The following is a 16,204-nucleotide window of genomic DNA, read 5'->3' as shown; positions in this document are numbered from 1 at the left end:
CGCATGGAGACCTCCTCCGTGCCAGCGCCGGTGGGCGGCGTTCCGCAGGCGCTCCGGGGCATCCTCCCCGTACTCGTGGCGTTGCCGGTGCTGCTGCTCCTCAACTGGGGCATGTCGGGCTCGCCCTTCGCCACGTACCTGCTGTCCATCATCGGGGTGAACGTCATCCTCGCGGTGAGCCTCAACATCGTGAACGGCATGACGGGGCAGTTCTCCATCGGCCACGCGGGCTTCATGGCGGTGGGAGCCTATGTGGCCGGCGTCCTGTCGCTGACGCTCAAGGAGGTGGCCATCTCCTTCCTGCCGGTGGTGGTGAGCGATCAGATCTTCCTGCTGCTCTGCTTGCTGGTGGGTGGCTCGGCTGCGGCGCTGTGCGGCTTTCTGGTGGGCCTGCCCAGCTTGCGGCTGCGCGGCGACTACCTGGCCATCGTGACGCTGGGCTTCGGGGAGATCATCCGCGTCGTGGTGCAGAACACGGACGCGTTCGGGCGCGCGCTGGGCCTGTCCGGCATCCCCCAGACGTCCAATCTGGCCATGATCGGCTTCTGGGTGTTCCTGGTGGTGCTGGTGGCGCGGCGCATCGCCGGCTCCAGCCATGGCCGCAGCCTGTGGGCCATCCGCGAGGACGAGGTGGCCGCCGAGGCCATGGGGGTGAACACCACGGGTTACAAGGTGCGCGCCTTCGTCATCTCCGCGTTCTTCGCGGGCATCGCGGGAGGGCTGTTCGCGCACTTCGTTCCCATCATCAACCCGGGCTCCTTCACCTTCGTGAAGTCGATGGAGATCGTCGTGATGGTGGTGCTGGGTGGGCTGGGCTCCACCACGGGTGCCATCGTGGCGGCGGTGTTCCTCACGCTGCTGCCGGAGGCGCTGCGCTCGGCCTTCACCGCCATGGGCGCGGAGGGCAGCCTGGCGCAGAAGGTCGACCAGATCCGCATGCCGGTCTACGGCCTGCTGCTGGTGGCGCTGATGCTGCTGCGGCCGCAGGGGCTGTTCGGGACGCGGGAGTTCTGGGACGTGCTGCCGCGCTGGATCGCCCGGCGGCGGAAGGGGATCCAATGAGCCCCACTCCAGACACCACGGGAGCCCCGCTGCTCGAGGCGGATGGGGTGAGCATCCAGTTCGGCGGCTTGCGCGCCCTGACGGAGTTCCGCCTGGCCATCCGCCAGGGAGACCTGCAGGGGCTGATCGGCCCCAACGGCGCGGGCAAGACGACGGCCTTCAACGTGCTGACGGGCGTGTACAAGCCCACGCAGGGCGAGGTGCGGGTCGCGGGCAAGCGGGTAAACGGGTGGCTGCCGCACCAGATCAACCACCTGGGGCTCGCGCGCACCTTCCAGAACATCCGCCTGTTCCGCGCGCTCACCGCGTTGGACAACGTGAAGGTGGCGTGCCGGGCGCAGGGCGCGCTGCACGTGGAGGGCGTGGACTTCGGGGCGAAGCTGCGAGGCGCGGCGCTCAACTACCGCGACTGGTGGCGGGCGCTGCTGCTCACTCCTGGCTTCATGGCCGAGGAGCGGGAGCTGACGCGCCAGGCCGAGCACCTGCTGGAGGTGATGGGCCTGTCGCACCGCCGGGACGAGGAGGCGCGCAACCTGCCCTACGGCGAGCAGCGGCGGCTGGAGATCGCCCGCGCGCTGGGTACTCAGCCCAAGGTGCTGTTGCTGGACGAGCCGGCCGCGGGCATGAACACCCGCGAGAAGGCGGACCTGATGGTGCTCATCCGCAAGCTGCGGGATGAGTTCTCGCTGGGCATCCTCGTCATCGAGCACGACATGAAGCTGGTGATGGGCATCTGCGAGAAGATCACCGTGCTGGACCACGGGGAGACCATCGCCAAGGGTGCGCCGGAGCAGGTGCGCAGCGACCGGAAGGTCATCGAGGCGTACCTGGGAGACAACTACCTGGAGACGCACGGAGGGGCGGCGTGAGCGAGGCGGTGAAGACGCTGGGCGAGCGCGATCCGCGTCCGCCGCTGCTGACCGTGGAGGGCGTGAAGGTCCACTACGGGGCCATCCAGGCGCTCAAGGGCGTGACGCTCTCGGTGGGCAAGGGCGAGGTGGTGGCGCTCATCGGCGCCAACGGAGCGGGCAAGACGAGCACGCTGCGCGCGGTGAGCGGCATGTTGAAGCCGAGCGGTGGGCGCATCACCCTGGATGGCAAGGACATCACGGGGATGAAGGCGCACCAGCTCGTGCCGCGCGGCATGGCGCACGCGCCAGAGGGCCGGGGCATCTTCCCCAACCTCACCGTGCAGGAGAACCTGGACCTGGGGGCGTACCTGCGCCGGGACACCGACGCCATCGCCGCGGACCAGGAGAAGAGCTTCGTGCTGTTCCCGGTGCTGAAGGAGCGGCGCAAGCAGCTCGCGGGGACGCTCTCGGGCGGCGAGCAGCAGATGCTGGCGATTGCCCGCGCGCTGCTGAGCCGGCCGCAGCTGCTCTTGCTGGACGAGCCCTCGCTGGGACTGGCCCCGCAGGTGACGGAGACGATCTTCCGCACCCTGCGCGAGGTGAACGCCACGGGCATGAGCATCCTGCTGGTGGAGCAGAACGCGCACCTGGCGTTGAGCCTGGCTCACTACGGCTACGTGCTGGAGACGGGCGAGGTGGTGATGGCGGGCAAGGGCAAGGCGCTGCTGGAGAGCCCCGAGGTCCGCAAGGCGTACCTCGGGGAGTAGCCGCCGGTTACGGCAGCACGACGAGGAGCCCCACCTGGCGGGGGCCGGCGAGGATCCGGGCCGAACCGGCCTTGGGCTTGGCGGGAGTCGCCTCGGAGGAGGGGCGGTCCACCAGGAAGAGGATGAGGCCGCCGACGGCGAGCGCGCCTCCGACTCCGGCGCTGAGGGTGGCGGTGCTCCGCTGGGATTTCACGTCGTCCCGGAGCTGGTCCAGGCGCGGCAGGTCGGCCTGCGCCGGGCGCTTGCCGTCAGCGTAGGCACTGTTGAAGTCATCGGCCTTCGAGTTGGAGCTGCTGACGAGGTAGCCCGCGAGGCCAACGCCCGCGACACCCACGACCATGCCGGCGATGCCAGCGGGGGTCTTCCACGTGCGCCCACGGGGGGGCTCCGGCTGGGCGGTGATGGCGGGGGGAGCCGGCGTCGCGGCAGGCGGGGGCGTGGGAGCCACGGGCCGCTGGGCGATGGGCTCGGGCTCGGGGTCTGGCTGACCGGTGAGCGAGGGAGGGATGAAGTCGGCGACGGGGGCCTTGGCCACCTCGAGCTTCTCGAGCAGCTGCGCGACAGCGAAGCGGATGACGTCCCGTGGAGACTGGCTGGGGATGCGGGGCAGCTCCATGGTGCGGTCTTCGACGCGCTTGCCCTTGGTGTCCACCACGATGCCGGTGATGCGCGTGGTCTTGGTCGTGTAGGGGTTGAGGGTGATGTAGAGGGTGCGGGTGGCCTTGGTGGCGGTGGCGAGGCGCCCGAGGCAGGCATCGCGGTTCTTGGCCTTGGCGCACGAGCCTGGGGCCTGCTGGGCGCGGGCGCCCTTGGGAGGCGTGGCGAGCTTGGCGAGGCAGGCGGCCTTGTCCTTGGCGGTGGCGCAGGCCTCTTCGGTGAAGAAGGTGGTGACCTCGTTGGAGGGAACGAGGTCCATGGTCTCGCGGATGGCCGCGGTGGTGCAGACGGCCTCGAGTTCCTGGGTGTTGTCGGCCTTCTTGCCGCCGGTGATGACACAGGGGTGGAGCGCGACGCGTTCGCGCTGTGGCGCCTGGGCGGAGGCCGTGGAGGCCAGCAGGAGGCTGGGGAGTACCAGCAGGAGGCCGTAATGGGAGAGCCGGTTCGCCATGGGAGACCCTCGTCCGGAGGGATGTCGAGCGTTGGGCAGCGGGTGGAAAGGCTCGGCCGCAACCTTCCGCGACCAGGGGGGCCATGCTATCCACCGGCGCTGGGCCGTCAAAAGGTTTGGGGAGGTCTCTGATGTTACGCAAACTCCTGGGCGCCGGGTTGCTGCTGGTGACGTTGGCGGGTTGTACGAAGCTCGCCGAGGGCGACATCGAGTGTTCCACCAACAACGATTGCGGCGAGGGTTCGGCGTGCGACCAAGCCACGAAGCTCTGCTACGCGGTGGGCACGGAGCCGGAGGAGACCGACGGAGGCTGCTCGTTCGCTTGTGCCTCGTATGAGGCGTGTACTCGGAGTGGTTGCCGAGCCCGGTTCACGGGGGTGAACTTCCTGTCGCCCACCAACAATGCCGTTCTGGATGGTGGGGCGGTACAGGTGGTGGCTGAACTCGTGGTGAACCCCACCTACGCGACTTCGACGGAGCTGCCGCCATTCCTCTCTTTCGGCGCGACACGGGTCAACAGTGGTGACATCGGCCCGTTCTCGAATCAGTCTCGCGATGGAGGCACCTACAGCATTACGTGGCAGCCGCCTGCGGCTCAGGATCAATTCACCGTGACCGCGGCTTACCCCGTCACTGACGCGGGGGTGAGCGGCTCGGTGACCGTGACGGTGGACTCGGTGGCGCCTACCTTCACCATCAATCTCTCCAATCCGCCGCCTCGGGCTGAGCCCAGCGCTACCCAGGCGGACCAGCGAGATCTCACCGCGGGGTTCGAGGCGGCATTCCGCAGGGATGAGTCCGTCGTGGTGACGGTCTCGTCCACCGAGACCGTGAACAGTGTGGCGTTGACCCTGGTGGGCATCGGGCCTGGAAACACTCCCGGGCAGGAGATGGAGGTGCCGTTGCAGATAGCGGGGGGCTGCGAGGGTGCTCCCGCCTTCTGTGCCAGCGCGACCGTGAACCTCTCGGTGCCGGAGATGAGGGCGTTCCGAGGCACGATGGAACTCCGGGTGAAGGGGCAGGATGGCGCAGGCAATGAGGGCACTGCCACCCGGCCGCTGAAGGTGACGCGTTGGAAGTGGGGTTTCGCAGCCAGTGCGAACATCCTCAGTACCCCCGCCGTGGGAGCCCAGGGCGTCGTCTACTTCGGCACGAACACGACTACAGGGACGGGAAAGACGGTTGCCATTGATCCGGAGGGCAAGCGGAAGTGGGAGACCTCCACGGGAGATGTCACCGGAAGCCCGGCGGTAGGCGTTTTCGCTTCAGACGAAGAGTACGTGTACGTCACGGCCAAGAGTGGTTCGAGCCCGCTCCTCTATGGCATTCGAGGAAGCAGTGGCGCGATAGCGTCCCAATGTACCCCCTCGGGAAGTGGCTCGCTCGTTAGTGCTGTCGCGGTGGGCTCGACATCGATCCTGGGAGTGCCCCGCGAGACGGGCTTCAGCATCTACAACGCCAGCGGCAGCCAGGGACGAATCATCGGAGTGAGACCTACCGCTGTGCTAGCGGAGCAGTGTGTCGAGGCGTCTGGCGGATCCGTGCCGCCCTCCACGACTGGTAGCGCGGTGGTGATCAAGGATTCGAACGTCTTCTATGGGACCAATGACTTCAAGGTCACCAGCTTTGATCTCTCCACGCTCGCCAATACGCCTCGCGCGGGTTGGCCTCAGAGCACCACCTACTTTGCTCGGGGGCTCGCGGTCCTGGGCGACACCCTCTACGGTGGTGCGAGCAGCGAGAATCCAGCGCAGGGAGCGCTCTTCTCGGTGGCCACTTCAGGTGGAGGTGTGAGCGTGGCCTATCCCTCGACGGCTACCTCCCGTGTTTTCAACCTGGCCATTGGCACTGGCAACACCGCCTATTTCGGCGCGGAGACCAGTTCAGCCCAGGAACTCTTGTCCCTCACGGTGCAACCGCTGAGCACAGCACCCAGCGCCCGAGCAGCGAGCAATGGCACCCTGCGAGGTGCGCCTGTCATTGCGGAGAATGACCGGCTCTACACGTTCAGCACCTCCGGTACGACGGGGCGGGTTGCTGCGTGGGTGGCGAGCACGCTGGCTCCTCAGTGGGAACTGGAGGACATCCCGGTGCAGGACAACGTTGAGGGCTTCGTGTCCCCAACCCTGGACTGTCATCGCGGTCCCACGGGCCAGGTGACGGCGGGATTGGGAACCCTCTACATCGCGGCGGCGACCAAGCTGTACGCGTTCGTCGTCGACAGCCCCGGGCTCGACTCCGCCGCGCCTTGGCCCAAGTACCAGCGCGACCCGCGCAACACGGGCAACGCGGCCACGACAATCACCAACTGCCCCTGAGCCCAAAGCTCCTGCCCTGAAACCATTTCAGGGTGGGGGCGCGTCATTCCCGGGTAGTCACACGCCGCGTACTCGTCTAGGGTCCGCGGCATTTTCCTCCTCTTTGAGAAAGGAAGCGCAATGTCCGTGAAGTCCCGCCTCCTCACCGCCTTCTGTGTCGTCTCGCTCGTGGCGTTCGCATGCGCCACCTCCCAGCAGCCGGGAGGCACGCAGCCCGGTGGCTCCTCCTCCGTCGAGGAGCTCCCCGAGGAGAACAAGCCCGCCGCGGGTGCCGCCACCCCTGCCGCACCTGCCGGTCCGCAGCTCCAGACCGTCGGCGGCCCCGAGGAGGGCTTCACCGCCAAGATGCCCGGCGCCCCTCAGCCCCAGCGCAACAAGGTCACCATCCCCGCCGGTGACATCGTCACCGCCGCGTGGAACGCCAACGTGGAGAATGTCGGCTACGCCATCAGCCTCGCCGACTACCCCGTCAAGGTCGTCGCCGCTCGCCCGCCCGAGGCGTTCCTCAATGAGGCCCGTGACGGCATCATCGCCCAGCTCAAGGGCACCCTGAAGAGCGAAGAGAACATCACCATCAACGACACCTATCCCGGCAAGGCCTTCGTCGTCTCCTCGGAGAACGGCGAGGTGAAGGCGCGCAGCTACCTCGTCGGGCCCCGCCTCTACACCATGCTCGCCCTCTACAACCCGAGCATCGGTGCCCCCGCGGCCGATGAGTTCCTCCGCTCCCTCACCCTGATCAACCCGCCGCCCCCCGTCGAGCGCAAGGCCACCCGCACCCGCTCCACGGATGGTGGCACCACGAGCCCGACGGACGCCGGCACCCCGGCCACCGACGCCGGCACCCCGTAGTTCCTCCTCGGTACACGCTCCGCTGTCCGGCAGCGTGTACTGGCGGACAAGGCGCTGGGACCTGCCCCCAGGTCCGGTGCCTTCGTCGTGTGTTGGTTGGCTCCTCAGCCCTCCCGCCTTAGCTTCCCTGGAGTTTCCAAGGGGAGGGGATGGTGATGGTGGGGGCTACCACGGCCCTGCTCGCGGCGGTGCTCGCGAGCGGGTCTCCGCTGGTGCCGGTCAGTGGGGGCAATGCGCTCACCCTGCCGGCTCAGCGTCACGCGGTTCGTATCGAGGTTGGAGGGAATCGAGCGCCCGTCTGGCTGCTCGCCGTCCAGCAAGGCGGAGTCGAGGGACGCGGTCTCTCGCTCTATCGCTCGGATGATGGAGCGCGCAGCTTCCGGTTCCTCGCGCCCATCCAGCCCGACGCGAGCCACCGCGACCGGGCCGAGCTGCTCGCGGTGGGCAAGGATGTGGCGCTCGTCTACTCCTACGAGTCGCCTGACCTCGCGCCCTCCCGCAGACACGATGTCTGGTTCCAATGGTGGCGCTACCAGTCCAGTGGGAACACCTGGAGCCCTGAGCCCGCGGTGCGCGTCTTCGACGCGCCTGATGACCGGATCGCCTATTCGCGGGCGCTGATTGCCCGGGACTCCCAGGGGCGGCTGTGGATCCAGGCCTTCCGCCTCGAGCGGGATGGCCGCTCCACCGCCGTGGTGACCGTCTCCACGGATGGAGGCGCGAGCTTTCACCGCCAGCCGGACCTCGACCGGGTACGTCGCAGAGGGGGAGGGCGGCTGCTGAGCGTCGGCACCAAGCTCGTCTTCGTCTACGGCATGCACGATGGCTACGAGCCGGCGCGCATGCGCATCCGCCAGGACAGTGATCCGCTGGACACCTGGGGCTCCGTGCGCCAGGCCTTCCCGGATGGCATCTACCACGGCGCCGCGCTCAGCGCGGTGGAGGACGGCCACGGCGGCATGCACTTCGTCTACAAGGACGAGTACGAGCGGCTGTACTACCGCCACTTCAACGGCAGCACCTTCGGCTCTCGCACCCTGCTGGAGGACGCGCGCGACTGGGCCATGCAGCCGGCCACCACGCGCGTCGGCGACACGCTGTACGTCTTCTACAACCGCGTGCGTGAGCACAACAAACGCTACGAGCTGCGCGTGCGCGTGTTGAAGGACGGTGCCTTCAGCGATCCCGTGGTGCTGGACTCACGGAGCACCTTCAAGGGCTACCTCAACGCCATCGCCGTGCTGCCTCCCGGCACGAGTGAGGTTCCCTGTCTCTTCGGCGATGCGCCCGATGCGAGCTCGCGAGGCTCGGTGTCGCGCGTGATGATGCCCGTCGACGACGATGACGGAGGCGAGGACGGACCGGGGGATGAACCCGAGGAGCCTCCCGCTCCGGGCGAGCTGATCTTCCGGGAGGACTTCTCGCGGACCTCCTCGCGAGGGCTGGGCGAGAAGTGGACGGTGCGAGGCCTGTGGTTCTCGGACGGAAAGCGCGGGGTGAGCGACTTGAATGGCGGCAACCTCGCGCTTGCTCAGCCCTCGCACTGCCGGGACTGCAGCGTGGAGGCGCGGCTGCAGCACTTCGGCGCGGATGAGGCTTCGGTGGCGCTGCGCGCCCAGGGGGATGCGCGCTACACCCTCGTCTTCCGTCGGGACGGGCGGCTCCAGGTGCGGCGAGAGCTCTCGGGGCGCATCACCGTGCTGGGAGAGGCGAGCAGTGGCGTGTCCTCCTCTCGCGAGCCCGTGACACTCACGCTCTCCGCTCGGGGCTCGGGCCCCGTGGAGCTCATCGCCTCCGTGGATGGGCAGGTCCGCCTCACGGTGGTGGACTCCAGCAGCGCCGCGCTCGGGGAGGCCGGGCAGGCAGGGCTCTCCACCCCCAAGGCCGGAGTGTGGTTCGACGAGTTCCAGGTCCGCCGGTTGAATTCACGTTAGGTTCTTTCCGGCACCGCCGCCGAGGGAGGGTCTATGTGGAACCCCGCGCAGTACGAGCGCTTCCGAGACGAGCGCAAGCGCCCCTTCTTCGAGCTGCTCGCGCGGGTGGACGTGGCCGCTCCCTCGCGGGTGGCCGATCTGGGCTGTGGGACCGGGGACCTGACGCTCGTGCTCGCCGAGCGCTGGCCCCAGGCCCGGGTGGTGGGGGTGGACTCCTCCGAGGCGATGGTGGCGGAGGCCACCCGCCGCGCCGCGCCGGACCGGGTGTCCTTCGAGCTGGCGGACCTGGCGGGGTGGAAGCCGGAGGCACCGCTGGACGTGCTCGTCTCCAACGCGGCGCTCCACTGGCTGCCGGACCATGCGGCGCTGCTGTCCCGGCTGGTGTCCCTGCTCGCCCCGGGAGGCGTGCTCGCCTTCCAGGTGCCCGCCAACTTCGAGGCACCTTCGCATCGGCGCATCGACGAGCTGCGCGCCCACCCGCGCTTCGCCCCGGCGCTGGCTTCCGTGCGCCGAGGCCATGCCGAGCCGCTCGACTTCTACGAGGCCCACCTGGCGGGCCTGGGCCTCGCCGTGGACGCATGGGACACGACGTACCTCCATGTGCTGCCGGGCGAGGACGCCGTGCTCCAGTGGCTGCTGGGCACCACGCTGCGGCCGGTGCTCGCGGCGCTCGGGCCCGAGGAGGGCAAGGCCTTCCTGGAGCTGCTCCGGCCGCTGCTGCGCGCGGACTACCCCGCTTCGGCCCGAGGAACGCCGTTTCGCTTCACCCGCCGCTTCGTGGTGGCCGTGCGCCCAGGTGACGCACGGCCCTGAGCCTCACCGCGCCGAGGCCAGCCGCAGGCGTACGAGCAGGTCATGGAGCCCGGCGCGCCCGCTCGGCGCCTCTGGCAGCGTACACGCGTCCCGGGCCCGCTCCAGCTCGCCCCGCAGGCGCTGGAACTCCCGCTCGTGGAAAGCGAAGTCGCCTTCCGGCAGCGTGCCCTTCTCGGGCCCCGACAGCTTGCGCTCGACGAGCTCGGGAATGTACGGCAGGCGGAACTCCTCGTTGAGCGTGACGAGGTTGGGCTCCACGCGCCCCGTGCGCATCAGGTGGATGCCGGTGAGTAGCACCCGGTACACGTAGAGCAGCGGTTTGACGCGCCGGGGGTTCTCCTTCTCGAAGAGCCGCCACTGTGTCTCGGAGAACCCCAGGTAGTGGTGCGCGTGGTGGCGGGTGATGCAGGCGCCCCCCAGGGCCTTGAGCTCCTGGTGCTCCGGCGAGGTGCGCAGCACCAGCGGCGAGAAGAGCTGCTCCAGCACGTAGCCGTTGCGGCGCAGGAGCAGGGCGAAGAACTTGGACACGTCGTGGGTGACGAGGTCCATCTCCAGGCCCTCGTGGAGCGTGGCCTGCTCCACGGTGTCCGGGCCCGTGTCGAGCCCCACCACCTCGCGCGCGGGCAGCACGTGGACGCCGCGCAGGTCCCAGTCCGAGTCCGGCGAGGGAAAGCCGTAGATGTGAGAGCCGCTCACCGTCATGAAGACGAGCGGGTAGGGGTGACGCTGTACGAAGGGTTCCAGGCGACTGTCGAGCGTCGTCATGGCGTCGGCTCCTGATGTTGGGGGCCTTGGGGTTGGCTCACGGAGCGCCGGCCAGCGGCAGCTCCAACCGCGGCTCGTAGCGCCCACCCCGGCTCTCGAAGAGGACGAGGTGCTCCACGCGCGCCTGACCCCAGTGCTCCCCCGCGAGCACCTGCTGGCACTCAAGGAACGTCGCGTCGCCCCGAGGCTCCTTGGAGCGCGCCAGCGTCAGGTGCGCCGTGTACATGCGCTTCTCCTTCGCAAAGCCCAGCGGCTCCAGCACGGTGGCCACCTCCGCCTGGAGCGCTCCCAGCGCGGCGATGTCCCCACCCACGCCGGCCCACAGCACGTGCGGGTGACGCGGCACGCCGAAGCACCCGCCGCCCTCGATGGTGAGCGTGAAGGGCGCGTGGTGGTGGGACACGGGCGTGAGCGCCTCGCCCAGGGCGGGGAGCTGCGCCGCATCCACCTCCCCCAGGAAGACCAGCGTGAGGTGGACGCCCTCGGGCTTCACCCAGCGCGCCTTGGGCGACACGGGCCGCAGGCGCTCGATGGCCGCGGTGGCACGGGCCTCCATGGCGCTCCCCAACGTGACGGCGGTGAACAGGCGCATGGCTCAGGACTCCGGGAGGGCGCGCCGACGTGGCCAGAGCGCGTAGACCCAGAAGGGGAGGAAGACGACGAACTCCACCACCACCACGTACAGCCCGCGAGGGGACAACATGCCGGCGCCGATGGGAGCCACCGGCAGCGGCTGCACCGGCGCGAAGAAGCGCTCGTTCGAGAAGGGCCACAGCAGCGCCGCGCCCAGCCCTCCATCCGTGAGCGAGTCCAGCAGGCCATGGCTGGCCAGGGCGATGAAGGCGAGCCCGCCCGTGCGCAGGGCAGGGAAGCGGACGGCGCGCGCCAGCAGGCCGATGGCCAGCGCCACCAGCGCGGCGAAGACGAAAGAGTGCGTGGCGCCGCGGTGGCCCCAGGGCGCCTCATAGGGAATGCGGAACACGAAGGCGATGACGTCCGCGTCCGGAGACAGGGACAGCGCGGAGAAGAAGGCCATGCTGGCGAGCAGCCTCCCCGTCGAGGAGGTGCCTCGCTCGTACCGCCCCAACAACATGCCCACCGCCACGTGACCGATGCTTGCCATACCTGCCTTCCACGATAGTCCATCGGCGGGGCAGGAGCGGCGAGAGCCTTCCTGGCGGAAGCAGGGCCGCTGGTCTACCCTGGAGGTATCTTGCACACGGTTTCTTCCGAGCCGGGACTCGATGAGCTCCTGCGCCAGCGCTTGGACGAGCGCCGCGCGCGGATGAGCGAGTGGATCAACCGCTTCCGCGCAGGGGGGGCGCTCGGCTGGCTCGCTTTTGCCTACCTGTTCGATTGGAAGACGCCCCTGTGGATGCTGGGCATCTACCTGGCGCTGGCGGTCGCGCTGTGGGCCGGAGCCCGGCGCATCACCACGCTCGGCAAGCAGCCTTCGCTCGGGGTGGTGGGCATCGATATGCCCGCCATCTGCCTCATCCAATACGCGGCGCTGGAGTACACGCCCAACCGCGAGGCGGTGGCGATGATGCCCATTGGCATCTACGTCACCCTGGTGATGGTGGTGGCGATGCTGGGCATGTCGTGGCGGGGCGTGGTGGTGGCCACCGGCGTCGCCATCGCCTGCGAGGCGGTGCTGTGTGAGCAGGCGGGGATTCCCAGGGATGCCTACCCGCAGTCCCTGGTGCTGGTGTTGGCGATGGCGGCGTTCGCCGCCGCGTTCGTCAGCCGGCAGGTGCTCGGGCTGGTGCATGACGTGACGCGTGAGCAGACGCGTCGCGCCCGGCTGGGCCGCTACTTCTCGCCCCAGGTGGCGCGCCGCATCGCCGAGCTCGGCCCGGGAGGCGACAGCGGCCAGTACCGCGAGGTGACGCTGCTGTTCTCGGACATCCGCGGGTTCACCACGATGGCGGACCAGATGGAGAGTCCGCAGGTGGTGGCGCTGCTCAACGAGTACCTGTCGAGGATGGTGGAGGTGGTGTTCCGCAACGGGGGCACGCTCGACAAGTTCATCGGCGACGGGATTCTGGCGTACTTCGGAGCGCCGCTGGAGCTGTCGGGCCACCCGCAGGCGGCGGTGGAGTGCGGGCTACAGATGCTCGAGGCGCTGGAGGCACTCAACGCCGAGCGGCGCTCACGCGGCGAGGAGCCACTCAAGATTGGCATCGGCATCCACACCGGCCGCGTGGTGGTGGGGGACGTGGGGCCGGACCAGCGGCGCGAGTACACGGTCATCGGGGACGCGGTGAACCTGGCCAGCCGCATCGAGGGGCTCACCAAGAAGGTGGGCGTCTCCATGCTCGTGTCGGAGGTGACGCAGGCCCGCTGTGGCGCGGACTTCGAGTTCACCGCCGCCACGCCGCTGCCGGTGGCCGGCAAGCCCGAGCCCGTGGCTACCTTCGTCCCTCAGCGCCCGGCGAGTCTCGGGCGCCTTCCTGGTGAGGGGAGAACCCCTGGATTAGCGTGAGGGGCACCGTGCTGCTTGCCCCATCCGATCCTGGCCTCGAGGAGCTCCTGCGGCAGCGCTTGGACGAGCGCCGCGCGCAGGTGACGGAGTGGATCAACCGCTTCCGTGTGAGCGGCGCGCTGGGCTGGCTCCTGTTCGCTTCGCTCTTCGATTGGGCGACGCCGCGCGGGATGCTGGGGGCATACCTGCTCCTGGCGTTCGCGCTGTGGGCCGGGGCTCGGCGCTTTGCCTGGCTGGGCAAGAGGCCCTCGCTCGGAGTGGTGGCCATCGACATGCCCGCCATCTGCCTCATCCAGCTCACGGCGGTTGGCGGCGCCTCGAACCCCGTGGCCTCCGCGGTGATGACCACGGCCATCTACGTCACCCTGGTGATGGTGGTGGCGATGCTGGAGCTGTCGAGCGTCGGCGTGGGGGTGGCCACCGTGCTGGCCATCGCCTGCGAGGCGTGGCTCTGCACCGCTGTCGGGATTCCCATCGACGTCTACTTGTACGCGCTGGTGCTGGTGCTGGCGATGGCGGCGTTCGCCGCCACGTTCGTCAGCCGGCAGGTGCTCGGCATGGTGCATGACGTGACGCGCGAGCAGGTCCAGCGTACGCGCCTGGGCCGTTACTTCTCACCCCAGGTGGCGCGCCGCATCGCCGAGCTGGGCTCCGGAGCCGACGAGGGCCAGCACCGCGAGGTGACGCTGCTTTTCTCGGACATCCGAGGGTTCACCACGATGGCGGACCAGATGGAGAGCCCGCAGGTGGTGGCGCTGCTGAACGAGTACCTGTCGAGGATGGTGGAGGTGGTGTTCCGCAACGGAGGCACGCTCGACAAGTTCATCGGCGACGGGATTCTGGCGTACTTCGGAGCACCGCTGGAGCTGTCAGGTCACCCACGGGCGGCGGTGGAGTGCGGGCTGCAGATGCTCGAGGCGCTGGAGGTGCTCAACGCCGAGCGCCAGGCTCGAGGCGAAGTGCCGCTCAATATTGGCATTGGCATCCACACCGGCCGCGTGGTGGTGGGCGCCATCGGGCCCAGCCAGCGACGCGAGTACACGGTGGTGGGAGACGCGGTGAACCTGGCCAGCCGCATCGAGGGGCTCACCAAGAAGGTGGGCGTCTCCATGCTCGTGTCGGGAGCGACGCGGGAGCGGTGTGGCGGTGAGCTCGAGTTCACCGCCGCCACCCCGCTGCCGGTGGCGGGCAAGCCGGAGCCCGTCGCCACCTTCATCCCGCGCCGCGAGAAGGCGGCTCAGTAGGCCTTCGAGAAGACGATCCGGCCGCGGGAGGCGTCGCCGCACACCACGCACTTGCCCGGCTCCTGCTTCAGGTCGAACGGCCGGCAGCGCGTGGTGGCCGCCATGTCGTTCTTCGCCTTCGTCTCGCACGCCGGCTTCTCGCACCAGTGCGCCAGCATGAAGCCTTCCTCGGCGCGCTTCTGCATCTCCTCGTAGGAGTTCACCTCGAAGGTGTGCGAGTCGCGGAACGCCTTGGCCTTGGCGAACATCTCCGACTGCATCGCGTCCAGCATCGCCTTGGCCTTCTCCACCGCCTGCGCCAGCGGGACGAACTCCTTCTGGCGCACGTCGCGGCGCACCATCACGCACGAGTCCTTGGCCAGGTCCTTCGGTCCCAGCTCCAGGCGCAGGCACGTGCCGATGAGCTCGTGCTCGTTGTACTTGAAGCCCGGGGTCTTCGTGTCGTCGTCGTCCAGCACCACGCTCAGGCCCGCCTTGCGCAGGTCCGCGGCCACCGCGTTCGACTTCTCCAGCACCTGCGCCTTCTCCGCGTCCGACGCCTTACCGAAGATGGGGATGATGACCACGTGCGTGGCCGCCAGCCGGGGCGGCACCACCAGCCCCGCGTCATCCGAGTGCGTCATGATGAGGCCGCCGATGAGGCGCGTGGACACGCCCCAGGACGTCTGCCACACGTGGTGCTGCTTGCCGTCGCGGCCCTGGAACTGCGTCTCGAAGGCCTTGGCGAAGTTCTGCCCCAGGTTGTGGCTGGTGCCCGCCTGCAGCGCCTTCTTGTCCTGCATCATCGCTTCGATGGAGTAGGTGCGCAGCGCGCCGGCGAACTTCTCCGTCTCGCTCTTGCGCCCCGTGAGCACCGGCATCGCCATGTAGTCCTCGGCGAACTTCCGGTACACCTCCAGCATCTGCAGCGTCTCCTTCTCCGCGTCCTCCTCCGTCTCGTGGCAGGTGTGCCCCTCCTGCCAGAGGAACTCGGTGGTGCGCAGGAACAGCCGCGTGCGCATCTCCCAGCGCATCACGTTCGCCCACTGGTTGATGAGCATCGGCAGGTCCCGATAGCTCTGGATCCACTTGGCGAAGCTGCGGTTGATGATGGTCTCGCTGGTGGGCCGGATGACGAGGGGCTCCTCCAGCTTGGCGCCACCGGCGTGCGTCACCACCGCGAGCTGAGGGTTGAAGCCCTCGACGTGCTCGGCTTCCTTCTTCAGGTAGCTCTCGGGGATGAGCATCGGGAAATAGGCGTTCTTGTGGCCTAGATCCTTGAACATCTTGTCCAGCACGCGCTGCATGTTCTCCCACAGCGCGTAGCCGTTGGGCCGGATGACCATGCAGCCCTTCACGTCCGAATAGTCGGCGAGCTTCGCCTTCAGGACGAGGTCGACATACCACTCGGAAAAGCCCTTCTCGCGGGGCAGGAGCTTCTCGGCCATGTGCGGCAACCCTCGTAATAAGTAGAGAAAGAGGAGGGTTGCCTACGATGGGGGCTCCCGGAAATCAACGTCCACGAGGCCTGGAGGCACTCGTGGACGTCGGGTTCCGTGGACTTCAGGTGCCTTCCGGCGGCGGCTCGAACGAGGGCGGCACCATCCGCCCCGGGCTGATCTCGTGCAGGAAATCACCCCGGATGAGGAAGTGGCGGTCGCCCAGGCGCTTGATGCAGGCCTCGTCCTCCTTGGCCTGGTAGACCTCCACGTACTGCGCGCCGTTGGGCCCGCCCGGGACGAAGACCCGCCGCTCGGCGCAGTTGCCGAACAAGCGCATCACCTCATCCCGGTGCTGGCCGATCTTGAACTCCGGAGCAGGCCCCGTATCCGCCACGGGAGCGGCGGGCGCGGCCTCCTCGGCCTGAGCCTGGGCTTCAGGCTCGGCTTCGGCGGCCGGCTCCGGCGCGGGCTCGGTCTCCCGCGCTTCGGGGGCCGGCTTCGCTGCCGGGGCCGGGGCGGGGGCCGGCTCTTTCGAGCAGGCCCCACACAGCAGCGCCCCGGCGAGCGCTGCCACCCTCCATGTC

15 protein-coding genes are annotated in these 16,204 nt (G+C 68.8%); 9 read left to right on the top strand and 6 right to left on the bottom strand.

Features of this window, described 5'->3' with window-relative positions; translation table 11 throughout:
- Positions 1–3: 3 nt before the first annotated feature.
- The 3 genes from SYV04_RS14745 to SYV04_RS14735 are packed head-to-tail and all read left to right on the top strand — an operon-like array spanning position 4 to position 2,680.
- Positions 4–1,062 (top strand): branched-chain amino acid ABC transporter permease, encoded by a 1,059-nt coding sequence (locus tag SYV04_RS14745; protein ID WP_321546383.1) that lies wholly within the window; start codon positions 4–6, stop codon positions 1,060–1,062.
- The gene (locus SYV04_RS14740; RefSeq protein ID WP_321546382.1) at positions 1,059–1,931 is read left to right on the top strand and encodes an ABC transporter ATP-binding protein; all 873 of its coding nucleotides are present in this window, start codon (positions 1,059–1,061) and stop codon (positions 1,929–1,931) included. Before SYV04_RS14745 ends, SYV04_RS14740 begins: the two co-directional genes overlap by 4 nt.
- On the top strand, positions 1,928–2,680 hold the full coding sequence (locus SYV04_RS14735; protein ID WP_422723936.1) for an ABC transporter ATP-binding protein: 753 nt from the start codon (positions 1,928–1,930) through the stop codon (positions 2,678–2,680). The genes SYV04_RS14740 and SYV04_RS14735 overlap by 4 nt, the downstream gene beginning before the upstream one ends.
- 7 nt (positions 2,681–2,687) lie before the next feature.
- Here the strand turns inward: SYV04_RS14735 and SYV04_RS14730 are convergent, their stop codons facing one another.
- On the bottom strand, positions 2,688–3,788 hold the full coding sequence (locus SYV04_RS14730) for a hypothetical protein (protein WP_321546381.1): 1,101 nt from the start codon (positions 3,786–3,788) through the stop codon (positions 2,688–2,690).
- Between the two features lie 131 nt (positions 3,789–3,919).
- Between SYV04_RS14730 and SYV04_RS14725 the strand changes: the two genes are divergently transcribed.
- The 4 genes from SYV04_RS14725 (at position 3,920) to SYV04_RS14710 (ending at position 9,705) form a co-directional block, all read left to right on the top strand.
- On the top strand, positions 3,920–6,106 hold the full coding sequence (locus tag SYV04_RS14725; protein WP_321546380.1) for a hypothetical protein: 2,187 nt from the start codon (positions 3,920–3,922) through the stop codon (positions 6,104–6,106).
- 120 nt (positions 6,107–6,226) lie between these two features.
- A complete protein-coding gene (locus SYV04_RS14720; RefSeq protein ID WP_321546379.1) occupies positions 6,227–6,958 on the top strand; it encodes a hypothetical protein in 732 nt (243 codons plus the stop codon).
- Positions 6,959–7,113: 155 nt separating this feature from the next.
- Positions 7,114–8,892, top strand: a complete 1,779-nt coding sequence (locus SYV04_RS14715; RefSeq protein WP_321546378.1) for a sialidase family protein — start codon at positions 7,114–7,116, stop codon at positions 8,890–8,892.
- A gap of 33 nt (positions 8,893–8,925) precedes the next feature.
- Complete coding sequence (locus SYV04_RS14710; RefSeq protein WP_321546377.1) at positions 8,926–9,705, top strand: methyltransferase domain-containing protein; 780 nt, start codon at positions 8,926–8,928, stop codon at positions 9,703–9,705.
- Between the two features lie 3 nt (positions 9,706–9,708).
- Here the strand turns inward: SYV04_RS14710 and SYV04_RS14705 are convergent, their stop codons facing one another.
- Genes SYV04_RS14705 through SYV04_RS14695 form a run of 3 tightly spaced genes read right to left on the bottom strand, consistent with a single transcriptional unit; the run spans position 9,709 to position 11,593 of the window.
- The gene (locus tag SYV04_RS14705) at positions 9,709–10,470 is read right to left on the bottom strand and encodes a nucleotidyltransferase domain-containing protein (protein ID WP_321546376.1); all 762 of its coding nucleotides are present in this window, start codon (positions 10,468–10,470) and stop codon (positions 9,709–9,711) included.
- A gap of 37 nt (positions 10,471–10,507) precedes the next feature.
- Entirely contained in the window at positions 10,508–11,062 is a 555-nt protein-coding gene (thpR, locus tag SYV04_RS14700; RefSeq protein ID WP_321546375.1) for an RNA 2',3'-cyclic phosphodiesterase, read from the bottom strand.
- 3 nt (positions 11,063–11,065) lie between these two features.
- Positions 11,066–11,593 carry a metal-dependent hydrolase gene (locus tag SYV04_RS14695; protein ID WP_321546374.1) on the bottom strand — a complete coding sequence of 176 codons (528 nt, stop codon included), beginning with the start codon at positions 11,591–11,593 and terminating at the stop codon, positions 11,066–11,068.
- Between the two features lie 90 nt (positions 11,594–11,683).
- Here SYV04_RS14695 and SYV04_RS14690 point away from each other — a divergent pair, with 90 nt between their 5' ends.
- Both SYV04_RS14690 and SYV04_RS14685 read left to right on the top strand, forming a co-directional pair.
- Positions 11,684–12,955, top strand: a complete 1,272-nt coding sequence (locus SYV04_RS14690) for an adenylate/guanylate cyclase domain-containing protein (protein ID WP_321546373.1) — start codon at positions 11,684–11,686, stop codon at positions 12,953–12,955.
- A gap of 59 nt (positions 12,956–13,014) precedes the next feature.
- Positions 13,015–14,199: an adenylate/guanylate cyclase domain-containing protein gene (locus SYV04_RS14685; protein ID WP_321546372.1), complete on the top strand. Its 1,185-nt coding sequence runs from the start codon at positions 13,015–13,017 to the stop codon at positions 14,197–14,199.
- Here SYV04_RS14685 and proS read toward each other — a convergent pair.
- Positions 14,193–15,626 (bottom strand): proline--tRNA ligase, encoded by a 1,434-nt coding sequence (gene proS / locus SYV04_RS14680; protein WP_321546371.1) that lies wholly within the window; start codon positions 15,624–15,626, stop codon positions 14,193–14,195. The genes SYV04_RS14685 and proS overlap by 7 nt on opposite strands.
- A 115-nt stretch (positions 15,627–15,741) precedes the next feature.
- On the bottom strand, positions 15,742–16,194 hold the full coding sequence (locus SYV04_RS14675) for a hypothetical protein (protein ID WP_321546370.1): 453 nt from the start codon (positions 16,192–16,194) through the stop codon (positions 15,742–15,744).
- Positions 16,195–16,204 lie beyond the last annotated feature (10 nt).

The organism is Hyalangium ruber, assembly GCF_034259325.1.
GTDB lineage: Bacteria > Myxococcota > Myxococcia > Myxococcales > Myxococcaceae > Hyalangium_A > Hyalangium_A rubrum.
This window is presented reverse-complemented; position numbering and strand designations above follow the sequence as displayed.

Coding starts and splice junctions, on each gene's coding strand:
- SYV04_RS14745 (WP_321546383.1), top strand. CDS start 4: ATGGAGACCTCCTCCGTGCCAGCGCCGGTGGGCGGCGTTCCGCAGGCG.
- SYV04_RS14740 (WP_321546382.1), top strand. CDS start 1,059: ATGAGCCCCACTCCAGACACCACGGGAGCCCCGCTGCTCGAGGCGGAT.
- SYV04_RS14730 (WP_321546381.1), bottom strand. CDS start 3,788: ATGGCGAACCGGCTCTCCCATTACGGCCTCCTGCTGGTACTCCCCAGC.
- SYV04_RS14725 (WP_321546380.1), top strand. CDS start 3,920: ATGTTACGCAAACTCCTGGGCGCCGGGTTGCTGCTGGTGACGTTGGCG.
- SYV04_RS14720 (WP_321546379.1), top strand. CDS start 6,227: ATGTCCGTGAAGTCCCGCCTCCTCACCGCCTTCTGTGTCGTCTCGCTC.
- SYV04_RS14715 (WP_321546378.1), top strand. CDS start 7,114: ATGGTGGGGGCTACCACGGCCCTGCTCGCGGCGGTGCTCGCGAGCGGG.
- SYV04_RS14710 (WP_321546377.1), top strand. CDS start 8,926: ATGTGGAACCCCGCGCAGTACGAGCGCTTCCGAGACGAGCGCAAGCGC.
- SYV04_RS14705 (WP_321546376.1), bottom strand. CDS start 10,470: ATGACGACGCTCGACAGTCGCCTGGAACCCTTCGTACAGCGTCACCCC.
- thpR (WP_321546375.1), bottom strand. CDS start 11,062: ATGCGCCTGTTCACCGCCGTCACGTTGGGGAGCGCCATGGAGGCCCGT.
- SYV04_RS14695 (WP_321546374.1), bottom strand. CDS start 11,593: ATGGCAAGCATCGGTCACGTGGCGGTGGGCATGTTGTTGGGGCGGTAC.
- proS (WP_321546371.1), bottom strand. CDS start 15,626: ATGGCCGAGAAGCTCCTGCCCCGCGAGAAGGGCTTTTCCGAGTGGTAT.